Origin of the sequence: Leeuwenhoekiella polynyae, assembly GCF_004104075.1 — a bacterium.
In the GTDB taxonomy this organism is placed as follows: domain Bacteria; phylum Bacteroidota; class Bacteroidia; order Flavobacteriales; family Flavobacteriaceae; genus Leeuwenhoekiella; species Leeuwenhoekiella polynyae.
Genome location: NZ_QOVK01000028.1, coordinates 22,899 through 46,437 on the forward strand (window position 1 = coordinate 22,899; position 23,539 = coordinate 46,437).

11 protein-coding genes are annotated in these 23,539 nt (G+C 37.2%); 10 read left to right on the forward strand and 1 reads right to left on the reverse strand.

The features are described from left to right. Genes DSM02_RS18650 through DSM02_RS18665 form a run of 4 tightly spaced genes read left to right on the forward strand, consistent with a single transcriptional unit; the run spans window position 1 to window position 13,253 of the window. Window positions 1-4,131 (forward strand): hypothetical protein, encoded by a 4,131-nt coding sequence (locus DSM02_RS18650; RefSeq protein WP_128767005.1) that lies wholly within the window; start codon window positions 1-3, stop codon window positions 4,129-4,131. Window positions 4,132-4,135: 4 nt separating this feature from the next. Beyond that, window positions 4,136-5,341, forward strand: coding sequence for a hypothetical protein (locus tag DSM02_RS18655; RefSeq protein WP_128767006.1), 1,206 nt, complete (start codon window positions 4,136-4,138; stop codon window positions 5,339-5,341). Window positions 5,342-5,363: 22 nt separating this feature from the next. Then, entirely contained in the window at window positions 5,364-12,431 is a 7,068-nt protein-coding gene (locus tag DSM02_RS18660) for a type I polyketide synthase (RefSeq protein WP_164918340.1), read from the forward strand. A 33-nt stretch (window positions 12,432-12,464) separates the two neighbouring features. Beyond that, complete coding sequence (locus DSM02_RS18665) at window positions 12,465-13,253, forward strand: aspartyl/asparaginyl beta-hydroxylase domain-containing protein (RefSeq protein ID WP_128767008.1); 789 nt, start codon at window positions 12,465-12,467, stop codon at window positions 13,251-13,253. A gap of 199 nt (window positions 13,254-13,452) precedes the next feature. On the opposite strand, the gene DSM02_RS18670 is transcribed toward DSM02_RS18665, so the two are convergent. Continuing rightward, complete coding sequence (locus tag DSM02_RS18670; RefSeq protein ID WP_128767009.1) at window positions 13,453-14,256, reverse strand: aminoglycoside phosphotransferase family protein; 804 nt, start codon at window positions 14,254-14,256, stop codon at window positions 13,453-13,455. Window positions 14,257-15,073: 817 nt separating this feature from the next. Here DSM02_RS18670 and DSM02_RS18675 point away from each other — a divergent pair. The 6 genes from DSM02_RS18675 to DSM02_RS18700 all read left to right on the forward strand — a co-directional run bounded on the left by DSM02_RS18675 (window position 15,074) and on the right by DSM02_RS18700 (window position 23,096). Next, a complete protein-coding gene (locus DSM02_RS18675; RefSeq protein WP_128767010.1) occupies window positions 15,074-16,720 on the forward strand; it encodes a S41 family peptidase in 1,647 nt (548 codons plus the stop codon). Window positions 16,721-18,297: 1,577 nt separating this feature from the next. Further along, window positions 18,298-20,412: a PAS domain-containing protein gene (locus tag DSM02_RS18680; protein ID WP_128767011.1), complete on the forward strand. Its 2,115-nt coding sequence runs from the start codon at window positions 18,298-18,300 to the stop codon at window positions 20,410-20,412. Between the two features lie 13 nt (window positions 20,413-20,425). Next, window positions 20,426-20,830 carry a response regulator gene (locus tag DSM02_RS18685; protein WP_164918341.1) on the forward strand — a complete coding sequence of 135 codons (405 nt, stop codon included), beginning with the start codon at window positions 20,426-20,428 and terminating at the stop codon, window positions 20,828-20,830. 94 nt (window positions 20,831-20,924) lie between these two features. Then, entirely contained in the window at window positions 20,925-21,395 is a 471-nt protein-coding gene (locus DSM02_RS18690; RefSeq protein ID WP_128767013.1) for a nucleoside deaminase, read from the forward strand. A gap of 393 nt (window positions 21,396-21,788) precedes the next feature. Beyond that, entirely contained in the window at window positions 21,789-22,007 is a 219-nt protein-coding gene (locus tag DSM02_RS18695; protein WP_317128265.1) for a tRNA-specific adenosine deaminase, read from the forward strand. Between the two features lie 24 nt (window positions 22,008-22,031). After that, window positions 22,032-23,096 (forward strand): nSTAND3 domain-containing NTPase, encoded by a 1,065-nt coding sequence (locus DSM02_RS18700; protein ID WP_128767014.1) that lies wholly within the window; start codon window positions 22,032-22,034, stop codon window positions 23,094-23,096. Window positions 23,097-23,539: the final 443 nt, after the last annotated feature.

The window sequence follows — 23,539 nt, forward strand, 5'->3', positions numbered from 1 at the left end:
ATGGCAAATAAAATGAAAGTTTGGCCCGGGCCTAGAGTTCTTGTACCAATGGCAACAGATGTGTTGTTAATAGGAGAAAGAGATATTCCAATAAACAACGGCGGAATTCCTATGTCTTCAACTAAAACAAATTATTTTAATTTGTTTTTTACAGGTAACGCAGAATCGGAGCCTTTCAATAAATTATCAGTTAATTCTCAAAATGAATTTAAAGTTGGTGCGCACATGATGTGGACCTTGCCTTATAGTCTTAGACAAGGAAGTCAAGTTAAAGATGACAACGGAAGCACAACAACCGATTTTCCATTTACACCTAATCGCTGGTTAATAACACGCTTTGAATATTCAAATATTAAAAACGGGACAGCTCCTAAGGTAATCTCTAAAATAATTGCCAGTGATACTTTATCGCCCTCATCTTTCCCTCCAAAATTTAGCGAAAGCTTGTATCCAAAAAAAATAGAGGGTTCTCAGACCCCGGTAAGTCAAATTGGAGCGCATATGGACTTATCTGATTGGGATGGGAGTCCCGGGACAGAACAGAATACTGCCCAAATAAAAGCAGTAGGACCGGGAGTCGTATCGTGGTCTGTAGTATACGACAATATCCAAAATGTCTATTCGTTTGTAGATGATAGTTTGAGTCCCGAGGCCACAAGTGCGAACCCTTATAACTATACCTATTCTATAATGGGATGGTATCAGGATCCTAATCAAGATTTGGTACAAAAAATTAAAGGAGAAAATGCACTAGAATTTGCAACCAATTTAAAAAACAATTTAGGTTGGGATTTTGGCACAGACGAAGATAACTCTATAGAAACCGCTATTGAGGCCTGGAATATTTGGAAGGAAACGCACGGTCTTAACGGTGATTTTAATCCGGACAATCTTAAATTACCGCCACAAGTAAAAGCTGCAATAGTTGCATGGCATTCTTACTGGGAAGCCAATGGCGAAGCCACAGACCCTGGAAATCTAGCAAAGCAAATGTTGTGTCACTCTATGGTTGGAACCGTTAAATGGATAGGTCCCAAAACTGCTTACGAATCTGGAAATCCGCTTGCTTCAAAATTGGAAGTTCCTAAAATTACAGTAGGCAGTACTGCAATTGATGCGGTATCCACTTATATTGCCAAACAGATTCAAGAAAATTCTGAGAATGGAAACTCACTGGCAGATGTTCCAGTAATTTCTCGAGCATTATCTGCATTTCAAAAAGACTTATTAGAAGATTATACAGTAGATCCAATCCGGGTTGAGAATTTATTGCACGCCTCTTCTTTTTCCAGAAATTCAGCAGGAACACAGTGGATTGTAACACGACTTACCAGTGATACCAACAACCAAGATACAAAACCGCCAACAACCTTTGCTGGTAGACAAAGTATTCCATTGAACCAAGAACAAACCGCTGCTCTTACCCAACTAAATGGGAATCAAAAGAGCTTAAATGCGATTAATTTGAATTTAGAAACACAACGTGCAGAACTGTTTAGACTGTTATACAAACAAAACCTGATTGAAGGAATTGTGAATACTGTAAAAGTGAGCGATTCAACTAAGGGAGCTGTATTGGAAAGCATTCAGGCGTTAACAACTGTAATAAAAACAAATCATGATAAAGCAGGTCGATTAGTACAAACAATAACTCAAGAGAAAACAGCATTACAAAAAATGCTGGTTGATGAATCCATGATTCCTGAAGTTGACCTGCCAGGGTATGAGTTGAAGGAAGTTGATTTAACCGGGTATTCAGCACCTATAGACCCCATTATTGCCATTGCTGGGGCTCAACTGGATACTAAATTTTCTTCTGCGGTAGCGACCAATTCAAATGCTCCATTGGCCGTAAGATATACGGGTCAAGAAATATCTTCTTTTTTGGTTCCGGCTTTTTTAAACAAACCTTCGGTAACCATAACAGCAGCGGAGCTATTGTCAAAAATTCAAATGCCTGATTGGAATATTATTCCAAAAGAAGTTATGGGATTGTGGATAGAAAATGTCTTATTAGATTATTCTATGGCAGCTGTCATGGCCATTATTTTTTTCGAGAAAAATCAGGTCCCAGATTCGGTATACAATGCCAAATCTGGAACCGACCGCACCACTCCTTTAGAAGATTTAACTCAGCGCATTGGCTATAGGCAAACTTTGGTTTGGGAAAATGCAGATTCATTAGAACACACTACACAAGCATTAGTAAGTGCAGCTGGATTTAAAGGTATATTACCCGCTAAGGCCGGTGTAGCCTTTAGAACAAAACAACCTTGGACTCCAGTATTTATGGACTGGAAAGTTAGATGGTATCCTACATCAATAAATGCTGTGAATCCTTTTGACGGATGGAGCCTTGGCGAAATAGATTATGTTACTTCGAATACAAGTTTAGAGAAAGATGGAAGTATACTTCTATGGGGGAGAACTATTCTCAATCCTAATGTAGCTAAAAGCATTCAAAATAGATTAAAGCCCTTAGAAGACCAATCCTTAGATGAATTTCCTGATTGGATGCAAACGGGTTTAGAGTGGGCTTCAAGACAAGCTGGAAGCTTTGATTTATTGACACAATCATTAAGCGGGTTTAATGAACAACTCATTACTAAACTTAGTGCTGCAACATCTTTTATGAGCAGTGGAGCAGGACATAGTAAGGAACAAGATTTACTATTTCCCGCAATGAAAGCCCTAGCTACTGAATACGAAAGCTATATACCACAAGTTGGAACAACTTCCTGTAGCGATATCCCAGAAAATGAGCAACAATATGCACCTATAAGATCGGGTCATCTTGAGATTATAAACTTAAATGTAGTGGATGGCTTTGGGCAAGTAATGTTTGGAAAACTAGATCGCGATGGCGGTGATGATTCACCTATTGTAAATGTCCTATGGTCTGAAACTTTTTATTCAAGTTTAGACAAACAAATCAATTCTTTTGGGAATATTAATCCAAGAGTATTACAAAATACCAGGGTTAATATTGACCTGATAAGAGCAGATACGACTCAAATTGAGTATACCAATTCATCCGATTTGACCAGCCCTATTTGTGGATGGGTTATGGCGAATCATTTAGATAATTCTTTAATGGTTTTTACCAGTGAGGGAACTAATATAGGTGCTGTTATAAAAGTTCAATCGGAAGATGTAGAATCCAGAGGGAACTGGAGTATTCGCTGGGATAGTGCCCCAGGATTAGACAATCCGTTAGGTGCACCGCCAGATATTGAGAACGAATTTTTATCAGGTTTTATTAATGCCTTGTTGCAAACAGGTTTTGAAGGGTCGTTGGCCTTCGAAAACCTTATGCAAGCTATAGATAGTACGTTGTGGACAATGGGAACGTACGGACGTCAACAAACAGATAACCTGTCTTTACTAGTAGGACGTCCTATAGCCGTTGTTAGAGGAGAGGTAAGTGTAACCATTGCCGGCAATCCTATTTATAAGCAATACTGGTGTAATACAGGGGATTTTTATAATGAGAATGGAACCTATAAGCCACAGGACCCACCATACATGTCGATTTCATTTCCATTGCGTATTGGCGATGCCTTTTTGGCAAATAATGGAATATTGGGGTATTTTCCAAATAATAAATACGACGTATTTTATCCGGTATATGGGGCAGAAGGACAAACTCAGAATTTAATGGAACTGCTTCGTGCAGGCAAAGATTTCAGATTCAATCCTGAAATGGTAATCACCGGATTTAAATCAGACTATATTAAAGAAAAACCAGTTCAAATTACAACTCAATTAAACGGAACTCCAACGCCGTTAACCATGTTAGTAGACCCCAATGGGGTAATTCCGGTTTTTTCAGGGTGCTTGCCATGCGTAGAAACTAATTTGCCAAATGGTCCGGTGAGTAAAGCATTAGAAAGATTAACAGCATCTTTTCGTGTTGGACCTATATTGCTACCCCCAGAAAACGTTCAAATGCCAACACCAGACGAAGTCACAGGAAAATGGTCTTGGAAGCAACGTAAAGATACCGTAAGCTGGAGTCCAGACCAAGAGGTTCAAGATCGCGTGCATTTGGGTGATTTACATTCAAATCCACTCCGAATAAAAGAAGGGTGGCTCACACTTTCTAGAAAAGATAAAAACCAAGAATCCTAGTACTATGGCTACCCGTTTAAAATACTCAAGTAATCCTAATCATTCATTTGCTAAAAAGACTTTAGATCTTACTATAAATGCCGTAAATCAAAGTCCTAACGATATTGTTATTACTAACGACGATTCCATCACCATTACCCTTCCAAAGGATCTGGTTCTGGATTTTGATATTCAAATTACAACTCCTTCAGATAGTGGCTATTATGTTGAAAAGGGCAATAATCCAGGTGTATACATTGTAAAAAGTAACCCGTTTGTTCCAGGAGGTGTTACCATTAAACCTCAAGCCTTTTGGGAAATTAGATTCATCAATCTTGGATTGTCAGATAATACCGGAGCACATAATATTGAGGTCACAGAGGTACTTGAACAACAAACCAACCAAGAATCTATTGTTTTCAATATAGAAAAAGAGATGGAAAAAATAATTGCTTGGTTAGATCCTAAGTATGTTGGTGACCTACAAGAATCTACTTTACATTGGCAGGCACCTAAAGGAATAACGGCTATTACTATTTCTGGTTATCCTAACCAAGCAGACGTTCCTGTACCCAACGCGCCACAACAAGGAAATGTTAAAGTAACTATGCTGCCTGGGAATAATGGTACGAATCAAAGAAATTATACTGTTAATGGTCAGTTAGGTCAAAAATTGCTTCAATCTCCACCGCAAACCTTACAAAAAAATAGGCCCGTTATAAACGCTATGTCGGCTACCCTATATAATACTGACACAAGTGTCGAAGGGATTCCAATAATAGAAATTGCAGTAAATCAAGAAGTAGGACTTACTTGGCTTACACAGTATTCTAGTAATGTGATTCTTACGGGACCTTTAACTCCAAATGCATTAGTCTTTAAGCGAGATATAAATCTAAAAATAAGTCCGGGATTAGATGTAATTCGAGCCTATTACGGATTTATGGAACAATTTCCTGCTAAAGCAGAGTATTATCTCACGGCTAACGGGATGAATCAGCCAGTAACACAGAAAGTATCTTTAATCTTTAAGAACGTTGAGCTCCTGTATTTTAAATACACTGATGCAACCAAAAAATCTGTAAAACTAGTAACTAATCCACCAAATTGGATTGGCGCAAATCCAGAATTGGTAGATGGTAACAAATGGCAATGTACATTTTATCAGCCTGGGGGAGAGTCTACAATAATCTATCCCAATGGAATAATAGATGGTAGTGAATCCAATTAAAGCAACCAAAAGATTAAACTTTATGCCGCATACAACCTTAGTAGACCTTATTCTTAATTATCCTAAAGATCGTGCCCAAGAGGATGTTCTAATATTTTTAAATGCTAAGGGTAAAGTGAAGAATAACCTTACGTTTAAAGATCTTGAACAGCGGTGCATGAATTACGCTTTTAATATCTCTCAATTTGCCTCAAAGCATGAAATAGTACTAATTACTTTAGAAGATCAGGAAGATTTTGTAGTCAGCTTTTTTGGCTGTCTTTTGGCTGGGAAAATTCCAGCTCCAATTGCGCCATTACAGCATAAAAGAAACCAATCCTCTTGGGGTAAATTGGAAAATATATTAAAAAAACAATCTAATGCTTCTGTATTAGTAAGAGAATCAGAATATGATGATGTACTAGGTTTTTTACAAGAGAACGGACTCCTAAATACGCGTATTTATACTACAGAAGCTCTGGATAAACCAGATGCAATACCTGTTGAATTACCAAAAATACAGACGTCTCAGGTTGCTTATATTCAGTATACCTCAGGTTCTACTTCCAAACCAAAAGGGATTGTGTTAACGCATGAACAAATATTAAAAAATCTGGAAAAAATGTATCGGGTTTTTAATAGAGGACAAGTAGTTCGTGTGGCTGGATGGATTCCATTTTACCACGATATGGGATTGGTTGGTCACCTTTTTACAGTGCTTTACGAATCTGGTTTTGGTGTTTTTTTAAATCCGAGTACATTTTTAGCAAAACCAGAACTATGGTTAAAAGCTTTTAGTGAGTATCATGCCAATAGTGGTGCTGCACCTACTTTTGCTTTTAAGCATTGTGTGTCTAAAATTAAAAATTTTGATGGAATTGACTTATCCTCCTGGCAGCATGCCTATGTGGGTTCAGAAACAGTTACTATAGAGGTTCTAGAACGTTTTATAGACACATTTAAGCCTCAAGGCTTTAACCCCAATACGTTTAGACCGGTATACGGCTTGGCCGAAGTAACACTTTTAGCTGCAGGTGGCGCTCTGGGTTTTGAAGACTTGTTAAGCACAGTTGAAAAAAATTCCCTTTCTAATTCATCACGGCGTAAGCTAATTCCTTATACATTAGATAAGGAATGTACTACTGTTACAATTGTGAATCCAGATACGCTACAAGAGCTACCCGATGGACAAGAAGGTGATATTATTGTTAAAGCCAAACATAATTTTTCAGGCTACTTAAAATATGATTTAAATTTTGATAAACTCCAGGCCGTAACCGTTAATACCGGAGATGTTGGATATATTAAAGATGACAATCTATATATAACGGGAAGAAGAAAAGAAATCATTATTGTACGAGGTCGTAATTATTCAGCCGAAGATCTTGAGCATAGTGCAAGACAATTTATTACGAATTTACGACCAAATGACGCCACTGCTTGTCTGCAAGATTTAGAGGATCCATTAAATTCTGTAATTGTGCTTCAAGAAATTCACAGGCATTTAGATTCAGATAAACAGGAAGAAATAATAGCTCAAATCAAGGCTAACCTTAGTGATGGATTTGGCATTAAAGCCCAAGCTATTTTGTTGATTGCACAAGGTACTTTAGCTCGGACTCCCAACTATAAATTAGCGCGTGGAAAGTGTCTTGATCAGTTTAAATCAAATAAGCTCAGAATACTAAGTCAATCTGGCAAGACCTCAGGTTTAGCAACTACTCGTAATAAACAAAATGAAGAGGTTGTTATTGTTGGCATGGCCTGTAAATTCCCAGGAGGTGTTACCAGTTTAGATGATTTTTGGGAATTATTAGCCACGGGTACTGACGCTATTCAAGAGGTGCCTAAAAATCGCTGGAATAACGATTTGTTTTACGATAAAGACATAGCTGTTCCCGGCAAAGTAAATACAAAATGGGGTGGTTTTGTTGATGGAATAGATCAGTTTGATCCTGCTTTTTTTGGTGTTTCTAAATATGAAGCGGCAGAAATGGATCCACAACAACGTCTGGTTTTAGAGACTTCTTGGAGACTAATGGAACATACGGGCTGGACAAAACCACACGTAAAAAATTCCAATACAGGAGTGTATATAGGTATTTCTACAAATGATTACCTGTACATGAAAATTAAACTCACAACAGGATTAACAGGTTTTAACGCTTATTCTGGACTAGGCAATGCACATAGCATTGCTGCTAATAGACTGTCTTATTTCTACGATCTTAAGGGGCCAAGTATGGCTATAGATACTGCCTGTTCCTCTTCTTTAACAGCATTTCATCTTGGTGCACAAGCCATTTTAAATGGGGATTGCCAACAGGCCATTGTAGGTGGTGTTAATGCCATATTATCTCCCGGTTCAACAGTAACCCTGTCTCAATTTGGAATGATGGCTCCAGATGGTCGTTGTAAGGCATTCGATCAATCTGCTAACGGTTATGTGCGCTCTGAAGGTTGTGGATTGGTTATGCTTAAGTTAAAATCTGCGGCATTGCGAGACGGTGACAATATTTTAGCAAGCGTTGTATCTACCGCGGCTGCTCAAGATGGTATGAGCCCGGGTATAACGTATCCTAATGCTTCTGCTCAACACGCTATTATTGGTAAATGTTTGGCTAAAAGCGCTATATCCCCGTCTCAAGTGAGTTATGTAGAGGCGCATGGTACAGGTACAGCTTCAGGAGACCCTATAGAAATGGAGCAACTTGTTCACCATTACGGGGATTATGAAAATAATTCAACCTGTTTTGTCGGATCTGTTAAGGCAAATATTGGACATTTAGAGGCTAGTGCTGGTATTGCAAGTGTTATAAAAACGGTTCTCATGCTGCAAAAAAAGCAAATCCCTCCACAAATTCATGTGAACACGTTAAACCCTAAAATTCAACTTGAGAATACTAGAATTCAGATTGCTAAAAAACTAACTCCCTGGGAGTCTGATCAAAATAGGAATGTTGCGATTAGTTCCTTTGGGTTTGGTGGCTCTCTAGCACATGTAATTTTACAAGAGGCTTCTAATACTCTTGAACCTAAAACTGCCATTCCTACTGATCACTTTGTATATCCCTTTATTCTAAGTGGTCATTCTCAAACCAACTTAATACAACAAGCTACAGCTTGGGAGTCTTGGTTAACTTCTAATTCAGTTTTGCCATTTGCAGACCTTTGTTTTACTCAGGCAAAGCACAGAACCAATTTACAGTTTAGAAAGTACTTTTTGGCTTCTGATAAATTAGAATTGGCTAATCAGTTAGATTCTTTCATTACATCTAAAAAGCCAATACAAGCTGCACAAGAGAATTTAAAATTATGCTTTTTGTTTACGGGTCAAGGGGAGCATTATTATGACATGGGACGTTCTTTATATTTTAGATATCCCAGATACAAAACCTATTATGATCATTGTATTTCCCAACTAAATTTAGACGAACAGGCATTAGAAAAAATAAATAATGCACTTAATAAAGAGCATATTTTTAGAATCACCGAAGCTCATGCACAACCCTTACAGTTTGCACTACAATATGCATTAGCTAAATTTTTAATGGATTTGAATTTAAATCCAGATTATTTATTAGGATATAGTTTTGGTGAATATGTAGCAGCCTGTTTAGCAGGATGTTTCACCCTAAAAGAGGGTATGCTTATGGTACAAAAAAGAGGGCAACTTCTAGATGATTTAGAGGTTTATGGATCTATGGTTACCATATTTGAAAGTCCTGAGGTAGTCTTACCTGTAATCAATCCGGAAAAGGTAACTATAGCCGTACATAATAGTCCTAAAAAGACTGTGATTTCTGGTGATCAAATCGAGATAGAGCGCATTTGTAAACAATTCAGGTCCTTAAATGTTAAGCTCTATTATTTAAAAACAATAAAACCATATCACAGTCATTTTATCGAGCCTATTTTAGAGGAATATAAGCAGTTTTTAGAAACTGTGAATTTTAAAAAACCCATCAAAAAGTGGGTGTCTAGTGTTACTGGTAGTTTAATGGAAAAGTGCCCAGATACTATGCATTGGATTAATCAAACCCGCAACACTGTTTTGTTTTCAGAAGCGGCACATTCCTTAAACCAACTAGATAATGCTGTTAGTTTTATAGAAGTTGGACCAGGGGCCAGTACATTGTCGGCAATTTTTGAAAATATAAATCCAAGGTCTCAGGTACTTGTGCGAACGTTGATGCAAAATAAGCGTTTAAAACCAGAAGGAGACTATTTATTACACGCCTTGGGTAAACTTAATGACTTTGGGTTTAATATTAACTGGGAGAATTTCTATTCACATAAGACCTATCCTGGCAGTATTCCTGGCTTGGCTTTAAACAATAAAAGATTTTGGTTGCGAGGAATAGATGCTGCAAAACTGGCCACATTTGCGGCACAAGAGGATAACTCTAATTATAAGAAAGATATTCTAAACGCTACAAACGATGAGGGTCAAGAAATGGAAGATAATTTGCACTATACTTTAAAATGGATCCCCTATGATTCATTAAATATAGCATCTCTTCCAATTACCTTGGCCGACCCAATTAATTGGATTTTAATAGGAGAGTCCAGCCCATTACTTTTAGAAGTGTTGCAAGAACTAAAGGATCAGAATACATCTGTCTATTGGATGGGTTCAAAGCAAAAAGGAGCCGTAAAACCAGACATAGAAATAACACACGAAGCAACTAAGGAAGCTTTACATAAAAAGTTTGATCGTATTGTAAATTTAATCGCCAAAAGATCCATTAGAGATTATCGCATAGTATACATTACTCCGGAATTGAATCCCACCATAAATCTAGAAAATATTGATTCAACCGTTAATAAAACAGTAGTTTTTTACACTCGATTACTAAAAGCTATTAAACAGCTTGTATTTTCGCAACCTATTTGGGTAGTGACTCAAGGAATTCATTGCTTAGAAAATGAAAATGGAAACCAAGTAAACTTAGCACAATCCGTGTTATGGGGTTATGCAAAAACTGCATATTTAGAACATCCCGAATGGCGTGGTGGACTTATAGATGTCTCACAACACAAGAATCCTAATACTGCAAAACAGATCTTATATAAAATCCTAAAACCTGAGCAGGAACGTTGTGTTTTGTTAAGAGAAGGGGTACAGTATATTGAACAATTGTATGCAGCGCCCTGTAGTCCTACTAATACATTAAAACTACGAAACGATGGGGCGTATATAATCACGGGTGGATTAGGTGGATTAGGATTAAAATCTGCAGCTTGGTTAGTAAATAATGGCGTAAAACATATTATATTAATTTCTCGAAGGGAATTGCCTCAACAAGCACAATGGGAACAATTATCACAAGAAAATCCTGAATATAGTTTTTTAAAGGAATTGATTAGCTTAAAAAGTAAAGTTGATGTTTTAGAAATCATAGCTATGGATATTTCTGATGTCGAAAAATTGGAATCCTTTTTTAATACGCTAAACACAAAGAATACAGTAGTTCGTGGAATAGTCCACGCAGCTGGTGTTAACTGGTTTTCTAAACTAATAGATATAGACATTGCTAAGCTGCAGCAAACTTTAAAAATTAAAACAGCCGCATCCTGGCAACTGCATACACTTACAAAAAACATGGATTTAGATTGCTTCATTTTGTTTTCTTCGGTTTCTGCTGTTTGGGGTTCTGTTGAATTAAGCCATTATACAGCAGCTAATTATTTTATGGATCTTCTTGCACGTTATAGACAGACTTTAAAGTTGCCTGCATTGTCTGTAAATTGGGGGCCTTGGGCAGAAGTTGGTATGAGTTCCGGAACTAGAGAAGTAGAAGTTCTAGGTAAACTAGGATTTAATCTGATGCCTCCCAATACAGCCCTAAATGCCTTGAAGAATCAATTAAGTACCGGTAATGCAGTTGCTGTAATTGGCGATATCAATTGGGGAAAATTTAAGCCCTTTGTAGACTTTTCCTTAAGACCTTCTTTATTCACTCCAGTTATGCCAGAGGATTATGTGCAGCTTAAACCTGCTTCCGAAGGAGTTACAGAAATACTAAACAGCACGATGAAGCAGGCCCGCAAAAAAATAGAGGAAGTAGTACGGCTAGAATTACGTCGCGTAATGCTAGTAGATTCTATGGGGCCTATAGAGGCTACAGAACGTTTTAATATGTTGGGAATGGATTCTTTAATGGCTATTTCTTTTGTGGTAGAAATTGAACAATATTTTAATATTAACTTACCTAATACATTACCCTATAACTACCCACATATAAAAGCAGTTTCAGATTATTTGTTCCAAGAAATTTATGTTGCAAAACATCCAAGTGCAGCAAACTATCTTGACAAACTATTACAAGATGATAAGCACGATTCTAACCAAAATGATCAAGTTAATATAACAACACCTGTGTCTAAAATTTGGATTGATTTACGGGAAATTAAAAAAAGCCCAGAGTACACAGTTTTTTGTTTTCCAGCCATTGGATCTGGAGCTTCTGCTTTTAAACCATTAGCAAATGCGGCACCTGAATGGCTCTCCCTAATAGGGGTTCAAGCTCCGGGGCGAGAAGAACGCTCCAATCAAAATGCTCATTTAAATATGACTGAATTACTTGATGAGTTAATAAGTAGTTTTATAATACCAGACCATCCCTATTCGTTATATGGACATAGTTTTGGTGGTATTCTGGCTTATGAATTTATTTTAGTACTGCAGCAAAAAGGTTTACGCTTACCAGAAAACCTAATAGTTTCAGGAACCAATCCCGTTAACAAGCCTAGTCAGGGAAAAATCCATGAGTTACCAGATCAAGAAATGATTCAAACGGTATTAGAATCATATCCCAATAATCAAGATAATCAAACTAGAAAACAGGCAATACTAAATAGTAAAGACACAGTTAGGGCAGATTTGACCATTATGGAAACTCACATTTCTAACGGAACTCAAATACCTTGTAATATTCATGTTATTGTTGCCAAACAAGATAAAGTAGCACCGTTTAAAAACATGAAAGAATGGAAACATTTTAGCAAGGCTAATACTAGCTTTTTAAGAGTAGAGGGATCTCATGATATATTACGTGAAAACCAAGCTACAATTTTAGAAACGTTAATCACATTAAATAAAAAGTAGGCTGTTAAAAAGTAGCCGGTATAAGCAGAATCTATGAGTACCAGTACACAAACTTCTACAGAGACTAACAAAATAACACAACCATGGTATAGCGTATGGGGTGATCGATATAACGGGAACCAACCCCCATTTTATAATCGTGAAGACTTACCTTGGACTAAAGTGATGGAAGACAACTGGGAACTAATGCGCGATGAATTATTGCAATTAATAGAGGATAAACCAGACCGTTTACAACCTTATTTTATAAACAAAACAATGGCTTTTCCTCCCAGACAATGGAAAACCATGGGCTTATACTTCTGGAGATATAAAATACATAGAAATTGCCGGCGATGCCCAGAGACACTTAAAATAATTAAATCAATTAAACATATTTCTTCGTTTTCTATTAGCGTATTAGAAGCAGGATCTAATATAAATCCACATCAAGGAGATACAGACGCAATAATTCGATGTCATTTAGGACTCGTGGTGCCTGGAGAGCTTCCAGATTTAGGTTTTCAGGTAGGTAGCAAAATAAAAACTTGGGAAGTAGGGAAGTGTTTACCATTTTGTGATGCAATTACTCATACCGCATGGAATCATACTAAAAAAAGGAGAATTATAATAAATTTTGATGTGGTAAGACCAGAATTTATTCATAAAAAGAATCGTATATGCGCTCATGTTTTAGCCTCATCGGGAATTCAAATGTTATATCCCAAATTTCCATCATTAAAAAACAAATCCGGCTATTGGAGAAAGACAATTTACCATTTAATTCGAGTAATGACTTTAATTTTATTGCCAGTGCAACGCATTTCTGGTATAGGAAAATGAGTATAACTAAATTTTAAGTTATGAAATAATAAGGATATCATTATGTGAAATTACTAAGCAGAAATCTTTATTGTAGTGAATACTATAAAAAACAGTTATCTTCAATGGAGCGTTTAAGTCAAAATTAATGCGTTAACCTACGTGGAAAAGATATTCTAAGAAAGTTAGTATAGCTCTACCGATCAAGAAAAGAATTCAACTATATAGTCATCTTTTTTATCCTTTTAAGCAACCAATCTTCTTCATAGGCAATATTGCTATTCAATCGAATAACATGGGTTAGTAGTTGTATTGATCTAAAATTTTTAAAAGATAAGTTGCTGTGCTTTTTATAGTGCTTTAAATAAAAAAAAGTAAAAAGCAATGCACCATATTTACCAATCCATTGTTTTAGAATACTTTTCTTTTTGTAAGAAGTTGGTGATTGAATTAGCAAAATAGTACGAGCTACATCGTACAAAGGGGTTCCATTTGAGGCATCTGCCCAGTCAATAGCAATTAATTTCTTACTTCTTGCATTAACCAATATATTATCTGGTGAAAAGTCGCAATGGCAAAGACGAGCTACCTCTCCAATCAGACTATTCAGTAGCTGTTGCTTATTTATGTTTAGATTTGGGTAATTTCTAAGCGCATAATCTAAACTATTGCTTAAGGAATATTCTTGGGCAATTAAAGGTTTTGCTATTTGCGTGTGGATTTGTAGATGCAATTGAGCCGTTTTTTTTGCATATTTAAAAATAAGTAAAGGATTAGCTCTTAAAAAATCGGCCAAATTGTATCCTTGCTCATAGTTTAAAACAATTCCAAACCTACCTGCTTTCTGTATCTCTTTTAATGCTCTAGCTGCAGGAATCCCTCGGCTGTAAGCAAAGGTTGTTGCTTTAAATTCGTAGGCAACTTTAGAGGCCGGAACATTCTTAAAATAAAGCTTGGTGAACTCGCTCCTATCTCTATTTACAAATATATCTGCCCTTAAGGTTTTGGTTAGAAATATATCCAAGTACTGTTTTTAGGGTAGAAGATATGTGAATGTTGACTATTAGAAAAATTATTTACAAATAATCATCCAAAGAATCCTTTTAATTTCTAAAATATGATGATTGTGGTGATTAAAAATAGAGATAGTGATTCTGGAGTAAAGGCTTATCAAATAGGTACTGATTATATTTTGGTAAAATTGGAAATTGATGTGCTAAATATGCTTATGATTAATTTTAAAGCATTAAAAAACAAATGATTGCAAAAGCCTTAATTTCTTGTTTCTTTTTTTATAAAAAGAGAGTTATTTAAAACTAAATTCAAAATAGTATATGAAAAGTAAAAACCATATATAATTTGTGACACTAATTTATGGTATGAGATGCATACTTGCAACTATGAAGCCTATGATACGGCTACCTGAAGACTGGGGTAAAACTCCCCATACACAAACTAGAGGACACCCAGACAAAGCCCTAGGCTTATCCCATTAATTTTAAACCTTGAATAACGATACATTGCTAGTAATTTATTGACCGTAGCATACGAGATCGCTTCATAAAGCGTCGCAACACCCAACTATACTAACAAATATACCTTTTCTACACACTACTCCTGAGGGTAGTTTTAACGATCTAAATATTTTTCTATGAAACCGGTTATTTTTAAAAACTACTCGTGCGGGTAGCATATTAACAAATTGATAACCATAACTTTACCCCATAATCGAGATTTAAATGCGGTCAGACTTGCTGAGGAATCAAAAGCGGTTTCCTTTTAATATCTTTTTGGGATTGCCCCTTGGCAATTTTACTATTCATTCATCAATCCAAATAACGATGGTTAAATTAATTCTTATACTACTCAATCTATTCCTGGCCCTTCAAGGGGTTGCACAAGAAAACCGAAGGGCTACGCCGTGGCAGGAAGACCTGCGGTTTTTTCAGAATACCATTCACGAGGACTATCCCTTTCTGTTTGTAAAAACAAGCCCGGAGGCTTTTGACCGGGAAGTGGAAACCCTCTACGCGGAAATCCCAAATTTACAGGATCACGAAATCATCGTGGGCATCTCCCGATTGGTTGCATCCTTCAAATACGGACATACACACCTGAGTTTTTGGCAAAAACCGGTGGAATTTGCTCAATTTCCGTACAATTTATACGCATTTGAAGATGGAATCTATATGGAGGGTACCCACAAAGACTATCCGGAAGCCGTAGGAGCGAAGGTACTGGCCGTAGCAGGAACACCCATTGCCGAAGCCTTAAAAGCCATCGAACCCACAGTTCCGGCAGAAAACGCACAATATTTTAAAGCCTATGGAATCAACAACCTGCGCTATCCGGAAATTGTACACGCGCAACACCTAACCCAAAGCCTTCAAGATACCGTAACCCTCAAGCTGGAAAAAAACGGTAGGGTCTTCAACCAAACCTTTACAGCATTACCAAAAGGCAAAAGCATACCCACAGAGCGGGGTTTTGTCACTCCGGATACCAGTTGGTTATCGGCAAGAGATCAGGAAACCACACCCTTGTATTTACAGCATCTGGATAAGGTGTACTTTGAAGAATTTTTAACCGAAGAACAGGCAATGTACGTTAGGCACAGCAGAATTCAGGATGAACCTGGAGAATCTACTAAAGATTTTTACGCCCGTGTTTTAGAGGAAGTGGTAGCAAAGGATGCCCAAAAACTGATCATCGATTTGCGGCTAAACGGTGGCGGAAACAACTACCTGAATAAAGACATCATCAAAGAACTCCTTCAAACGGAACACATCAATCAGATAGGAAAGCTGTTTGTAATCATTGGCAAACGCACCTTTTCCGCCTGTCAAAATCTGGTAAACGAACTCGACAACTATACGAATGTTATTTTTGTGGGAGAGCCCACCGCAGAGAACCTCAATTTTTGGGGAGATAACCGTCCGGTAACCCTGCCCAATAGCGGTATCGAGATCGCAGTATCGTATTTATGGTGGCAGGACAAACCCGCTCTGGAAAATGCTGAATGGATGGCTCCGAGTCTTCCGGTTGCGATGACTTTTGAGGAGTACCGTACCAATCAGGATCCGGTATTAGAAGCCGCATTAGCCTTTGACGAACCCGATTTTAAACCCAGACCCATGGATTACGTAAAAGAACTGTATTTCTCAGGGCAAGCTCATAAACTGGCAGAAGAACTTCCTAGAATGATTCAGGACCCGTTGTATGCCTTTTGTGATTTTGAGAACGAACTCATCAAACAAGGAAACCTCTTGCTGCAAAGTGGACGCGGACCACAAGTTCAGGCAGCAATACAGGTATTTGCTACGGTTTTAAACCTATTTCCAGATTCCGCAAATGCGTACAAACACCTCGGCGAATCCTATATCGCCACCGGAAATACCCAGAAAGCAAAAGAAGCACTCCACAAGGCCATCACTTTAGATCCGGATGGAGTAGGGGTAGCGGCTCAAGAACTTTTAACGGAGATTTAATCAATTATCCTTAAACTCTAAAGATGCTTATTCAAACCCCAGTACCGGCATACCAGAAGGTTCTATTTAAATTTACGGCAGAGCCTTAAAGAATAGTCCTGTCTAAAAAAAGTAAACTACCTCGGGGCAAGCCTGTCTGCCGACAAAGGCAGGCCCACGAGGCATTCATTAGAAACAAATTTTCAATTTCGAGGCAAGCCTCGGGGTATTAAACCCTTTGGCGGCGCCAATAAAACATGAATTTAAGTGCAAACGGCCTCAGTAGACTTTGGTTAAAACTATAGGTAAAAGGAGCGTTTATATTCTGGAGTAGAAGTAGTAAGGCTTATGGGTTACATAAATTATTAAAACTTATTCAAAGCATTTTAAGGGGTAAGCCTCCTTTCCAGAATATAGCGAGTGAGCTCCAGCGCCACAGGCTCGCTACTCATTAAAAACATCTTCAAGACGTTTTCTTAACATTCGTCCGTTTCCAAAGTATACTGCAGCCTTGATCTTTTGGTTCTTTGGCATCAAGGCAAAAGAACAGAAACACAACTAGAAGTTCAAGTTTATTAAAACATCAGCACCGGCCTACTTTTTAGATCCGTAGTAAAACAAGCGAAGCCTGTAGCGCGGGGCAGTGGAGGATAGCTTAGCGCAGCGGTTTGCTATCCGCACGATAAAGGATTTGCGTAGTTTTCAAGGATGTAAAAATAAGCCTAGATTTTTTTGGTTCGTTTTTTCATCGATGGAAATCGCAGATTCACGAAGTCCCGTACACTATATGCGCCTGAGTAAAAAATGAACAGAAATATAAATAGAAGTTCAAGTTTCTATAGCATGTTCTGTACATTTTCTTTACTCGTCTAAGATCAAAATTCAAGGCAACTTAAAATACATTCTGAATCAAAAGAATTTGTAATCGGCTTTACTTATTTAAGTTTGAAGTTATCTATTCTAAAGAATACCTATTAAAATGTCAGCACCGGCCTACTTTTTAGATCCATAGTAATACAAGCGAAGCCTGAAGCGCGGGGCAGTGGAGGCTTGCATCCGACGAGTGGAACGAGAGGAATGCACAGGCGCAGCGGTTTGCTATCCGCACGATAAAGGATTTGCGTAGTTTTTAAGGATGTAAAAATAAGCCTAGATTTTCCTGCCCGGCTGACCAGACGGGTTGGTTCTTTAGCATCAAGGCAAAAGAACAGCATGATGCATCGAAGTTTTTCCTTTTACTTGCAGAACTAGTATTACGCAGAAGTACAGTGTACTAAAAGACGTTAATCCCAAAAATCTACAACCTATCAGCGATGACTAATCACACATAATCCTCATGGAATTTTCACCGTAACAAGCTGTTGAATAATTAGTTGGGCTGATAAAAACAAACACAGAAGGATAAAAAAGGGCTCTTTGTTTGTATAAGATTATGTTTATCAGTTAATTAGTATAGTGGTTTACACTCTGCAATTAGATAAGCCTGTAACCTATAATAATAGGAAAGTATTTTGTAGATTAATATTCTTAACATGTATTAGCGGGTAACACTAAGGCGATGTATTTCAGTATCAGACTAGTCTCCAAAAAAATCAGCAATGAATTGTACTCTTTTTAAAATTAATCCGATACCCTCATTAATTTTTGATATTCAAACCTTGGAAATACTAGAAGTGAATGGTGCTGCTGTGGATCACTATAAATATAAAAGGAATGAATTTCTTAAATTGACCTTAGAAGACATTACTGCTGCAGATGTATGCTACATGAGCAGTATACGCAAGGCTTTGAAAAAAAAAAAGGGTGATACCTACCTTGGTATTTTCGCAATGCAAACAAAAGAGGGAACGATACTTAAAATGGAAATCAACGGCCATAAGGTTGATTTTAAGGATCGGCAGTGTTTTCTTATGGTATGTCAGGAGGTAAAAAAGAATAGAGAAAAGGAAAGTACCCGCTCACAAAACGAACGACGTTTAAGTACATTGATGCAAGGATCATTTGATCTCGTGGGTGTCATAGATACTAAAGGGTTTTATACCTATATGAGTCCGTCAAGCGCTGCTATTACAGGTATTGCAGCTGAAGATTTTATTGGTAAAGATGCCTTTGGTTATATACATCCCGATGATATTCAACATACTTTAGACAGCCTCAAAGAGGTTCTCACCCAAGAACGGGTTGTCGTAGCCCCTTATCGCGCTAAAAATCACAATGACGAATGGTGTTGGGTGGAGACCGTTCTGAAAAATATGCTAGACGATCCGGCGATAAACGGTATTGTTGTAAATTCCAGAGATATAACAGAAAGCTTTAAAGCAAAAGAGCATTTAATCGAGATATCAGAACGCCTATATCTGGCAACGACATCTGCAAAAATGGGTATTTGGGACTGGGATGTGATCAACGATAATTTGACCTGGGACAATAAGATGTACGCCTTGTACGGTTTAAAGGAGGAAGACTTTACAGGTGCAGTTAGTGCCTGGCAACATGGGCTACATCCTGAAGATGCTGCTAGATCCACTCAGGAATTGAAAGATTCATTAAAAGGAGCACGCGAATTCAATACGGAGTTTAGGGTCATTTGGCCAGATAGGACAGTTCGCTACTTAGAGGCTCACGCAGTTGTTACCAGAGATAAAGAGGGCAGGGCTGTGCGAATGATAGGAAGCAATGTAGATGTTACTGATAGAAAAAAAGCAGAAGAGAATATTTTAAAGGCAAACGAACGCTTTGAAAAAGTAACGCAAGCCACCAAAGATGCCATTTGGGACTGGGATATTGCCAATGACACCTTTTACCGGTCTGATGCATTCAAAACCTTTTTAGGTGAAGATACAAGTAGATTATTTTCTCCTACAGCTTTTGGTGGAGACCATTTATATGTGCACGATAGAGAAATGATTATACAGAGTATTGACAAAGCACTTGCAGATCCGCTAGCTACAAAATGGATAAACGACTATAGTGTCTCAGACAAACATGGAAAAATTCATTATCTTAATGATCGGGGGATAATTATAAGAGACAAAGACGGAAAAGCCCTGCGTATGGTTGGCGCGATGTCAAATATAACCGGACAAAAACAATCAGAGCAGGAAAACAAGTTTAAAGCCAACTTATTAAAAACAGTTAGTGAGGCTGCTATAGCAACAGATTTAGATGGCGTCGTAAACTACTGGAACAAAGCAGCTGAAACTATATTTGGATGGACTGCCGAAGAAGCAATAGGTAAATATGTGAATCAGCTAACGCTTAGCGATGTAATTAAGGAGCAGGGAGAACAAATCATGGCAAAACTTAGAAGAGGGGAGACATGGTTTGGGGAGTTTGAAGCATTGAGAAAAGATGGTTCTACCGTTCTTGTTCGGGTTTCAAATGCACCGGTTTATGACGACACAAACAACCTGGTAGGGATGGTAGGTATTTCATCAGATATAACTCAGGAGGCAAAAAATAAAAAGTTGCTCAAACAGTATACGCATCAACTGGAACGTACCAATAAAAAATTGAAGGAAATAGCATGGACACAATCTCATGAAGTACGGGCTCCACTTTCAAGAATTATGGGAATCATCAACCTTATTGAACTAGAAGGTGGAGCGATTGACCAATTGGATTTTTGGTTGGAGCAACTCAAAATTTCAACTCAGGAAATGGATGCAATAGTGCGGAATATCGTGGATGAAGCCCAGCTCCTCGATTCCTAATACTATACGATTAATGAAGGTCTTTCTAATTGACGATGATATAATTTACAGGAGAATAGCTTCTAAAATGTGGGAGCTAATCGATTCATCGGTGGAAACGATAGCGTGTGAAAATGGAGCGATAGGCCTACTTGACCTTGAATGTGAGCGTGACTCAAATCAACCGATAAGTGTGCTTTTAGATATAAATATGCCCGTTTTAAACGGTTGGGATTTTTTAAGAGAACTAGAAAAAAAGAATTTTTATCAACTACCTGATTTGCATATTTATTTGGTGTCATCCTCTACCGATGAGCGCGATATTTTGAAGTCGAGGGAATTCCCGTTTATAAAAGCTTTTATTCATAAACCCCTGACTAAAGAAAATATTGAGATGATTATCAACCATGTTCAGGATCATCCCGATAAACAATCCTAAGGGCTACAAGGTATTTTATTAGGCCCAGGTAAAACCCGTTCTACACCGCTCATCCTCTTTTTTACCTACCTTTACACTTTTTAAAATTTAAAAAATGAACAACGAACACTTTATGCAGGAAGCCGTAAACGCCGCTTTAAAAGGCATGCAAAACAACGAAGGCGGACCTTTTGGCTGTGTGATCGTTAAGGACGGAAAAATAATCGGCAAAGGCAATAATAAAGTAACATCGACCAATGATCCCACGGCGCACGCCGAAGTTACTGCCATACGCGATGCCTGTAAAAATCTCGATTCGTTTCAATTAACCGGCTGTACGATCTACACCTCTTGCGAACCCTGCCCGATGTGTTTAGGAGCCATCTACTGGGCGAGACCCGATAAAGTATACTACGGAAGCAACCAGACTGATGCCGCTAACATAGGTTTTGACGATGCGTTTATCTATAAAGAAATTCCGTTGCCGTATAGTGAACGCAGCATCCCCTTTGAACAACTCGCTCCCGAAATCGCCATCAAAGCTTTTAACGAATGGACGGAAAAGGAGGATAGGACGGAGTATTAGAATAAATGAAAAAAGCTTCTACTGTATCTTAAATGATGATGATTACATTAAAAAATATAACTACGTTTTTAAAGCAATTAAATTGGACTAAAAAATTTGCTATTCTTATTTGTATTCTTTTTTTCTTCAGCATCTTATTAGATGTATCAACAGAAGGTTTTAGATCAAACCAAAACCTAAGGTGGATTTATCAATATGGCCAGGTTTTATCTATTATTTTATATTGTGGAGCATTTGTATGGTCTTTACTAAATTCGGTGTTAATAGCCGGTAAGGAAACCAACTGGAAAAAAAATCTGCTTTGGACGACGATCAGTTTACTCCCAATTATTTTCTTAATACTGTCGTTTGTAGCTTGGTACTTTGAGATATAACACGATTTAACAATGCCCCATGTGTCTGAGCGCGATCTACTGGGCGCGTCCCCATAAGGTCTATTACGGCAGTACGCAAACCGATGCGGCAAACATAGGCTTTGACGATGCCTTTATTTACGAGGAATTAGAATTACCTTATAACCAGCGTAGTATTCCCTTTGAACAACTCGCTCCCGAAATCGCCATCAAAGCTTTTAACGAATGGACGGAAAAGGAGGATCGAATGGAGTATTAAGTCTGAAATAATATCTAAGAAATTATGTCTAATTATGATTTTTCAACATTAAGTCCATTTGATTTCGAGGAGTTAGCTTGTGATCTCTTGAACGCTCATTACGAAAAAGAAAATTTTGAGGGAAATTTCAGAACGTTTGGACCTGGGAGAGATAAGGGGATAGATTTATTGCTATCAACACCAAACACTAACTTTGAAATAATTGGTCAAGTTAAGCATTATGTAAAATCTTCCTTTTCTAAATTATTGCGAGATTTAAAAAATATAGAGAAGGATAAAGTATTTCTTCTAAATCCTAAAAGATATGTCATTGTAACTTCCCAAGAACTTAGCCCAGATAATAAAATTGAAATTAAAGCTGCTTTTGAACCATATATAACTACTTTGGGTGACATATTTGGTCGTCAAGATTTAAATAAAATACTTAGACAAAATAAATATATTGAAGAAAAGCATTTTAAGCTTTGGTTTTCTAGTACTCTAATTTTAGATAAAATACTCAATTATAAATTTGAAGGTAGACGAAAAGAATTCACTGATACAGTACTAAAAAGAAAATTTAGATTATTTGTCGAGACAAATAATTTTCTTAAAGCAAAGTCTATATTAAATGAAAACAAGTTTATTATAATCACAGGAGAGCCAGGAGTTGGAAAAAGTACACTTTCTGATATGATGATATATGATTTTATCAAAGATGATTATCAAATTAACATCATCTATGATGATATTAAAGAAGTTGAAATTAATCTTCGCGATGATAAATCCAAACAGGTTTTTTATTTCGACGACTTTTTGGGTCACACTCAGGCAGAAATTAATAAATCAAAATCCGCGGAAAATTCTTTGTTAAGAATTATAAGTAGAATCGAGAATTTAGATCATAAGTTCTTGATTTTAAATACTAGGAAATTTATTCTCACATCCTTTTTAGATGAGTCTGAAAGATTCAGGAATTTCAATCCTTTAAGGTCTGAGGCAAAAATTGAATTGCAATCATATTCATATGATGTAAAAAAAAGGATGATTGAAAATCATATACAGGAATCTACTCTTAGTCCTACACAAATAGATGTTATAAATAAATAATCTAGCTCCGAGATTATGCTCTCATAATAATTTTACGCCGCGTATTATAGAATTTTTTACGGGAACAAAAGTTATGAACTTAAACGCTACTGAATATGAAAAATTCATCATTGATAACATTGAAAACCCTAAAGAAATTTGGAATCACGCGTATTCTTTCCAAATAAATGATTATGAACGATTTTTACTTAATACATTATATTCAAGAGAGAGTGAAATGGTAAAAGAAGAATTGGAATCTGCTTACGACCATCGTCTGAACTTTGAGGTATCAACTAACAATTTTATTAAACCTATTAATTCTTTTAATGATAGCCTAAGATGGATAACTCGGATCAAATTGTGCCACTGATTTCGGTCGGTTAGTGCCAGGCATTTCGGTTTGAATTGTGCCACTTTTGGGTTTTTAGTTAAGCCTGTATCGGTTCGATTTGTGCCAGTTG

Bases quoted from the DNA above. Each gene is read 5' to 3' on its own strand.
- DSM02_RS18650 (WP_128767005.1), top strand. From the start codon at position 1: ATGGCAAATAAAATGAAAGTTTGGCCCGGGCCTAGAGTTCTTGTACCA.
- DSM02_RS18655 (WP_128767006.1), top strand. From the start codon at position 4,136: ATGGCTACCCGTTTAAAATACTCAAGTAATCCTAATCATTCATTTGCT.
- DSM02_RS18660 (WP_164918340.1), top strand. From the start codon at position 5,364: ATGCCGCATACAACCTTAGTAGACCTTATTCTTAATTATCCTAAAGAT.
- DSM02_RS18665 (WP_128767008.1), top strand. From the start codon at position 12,465: ATGAGTACCAGTACACAAACTTCTACAGAGACTAACAAAATAACACAA.
- DSM02_RS18675 (WP_128767010.1), top strand. From the start codon at position 15,074: ATGGTTAAATTAATTCTTATACTACTCAATCTATTCCTGGCCCTTCAA.
- DSM02_RS18680 (WP_128767011.1), top strand. From the start codon at position 18,298: ATGAATTGTACTCTTTTTAAAATTAATCCGATACCCTCATTAATTTTT.
- DSM02_RS18685 (WP_164918341.1), top strand. From the start codon at position 20,426: ATGAAGGTCTTTCTAATTGACGATGATATAATTTACAGGAGAATAGCT.
- DSM02_RS18690 (WP_128767013.1), top strand. From the start codon at position 20,925: ATGAACAACGAACACTTTATGCAGGAAGCCGTAAACGCCGCTTTAAAA.
- DSM02_RS18695 (WP_317128265.1), top strand. From the start codon at position 21,789: ATGTGTCTGAGCGCGATCTACTGGGCGCGTCCCCATAAGGTCTATTAC.
- DSM02_RS18700 (WP_128767014.1), top strand. From the start codon at position 22,032: ATGTCTAATTATGATTTTTCAACATTAAGTCCATTTGATTTCGAGGAG.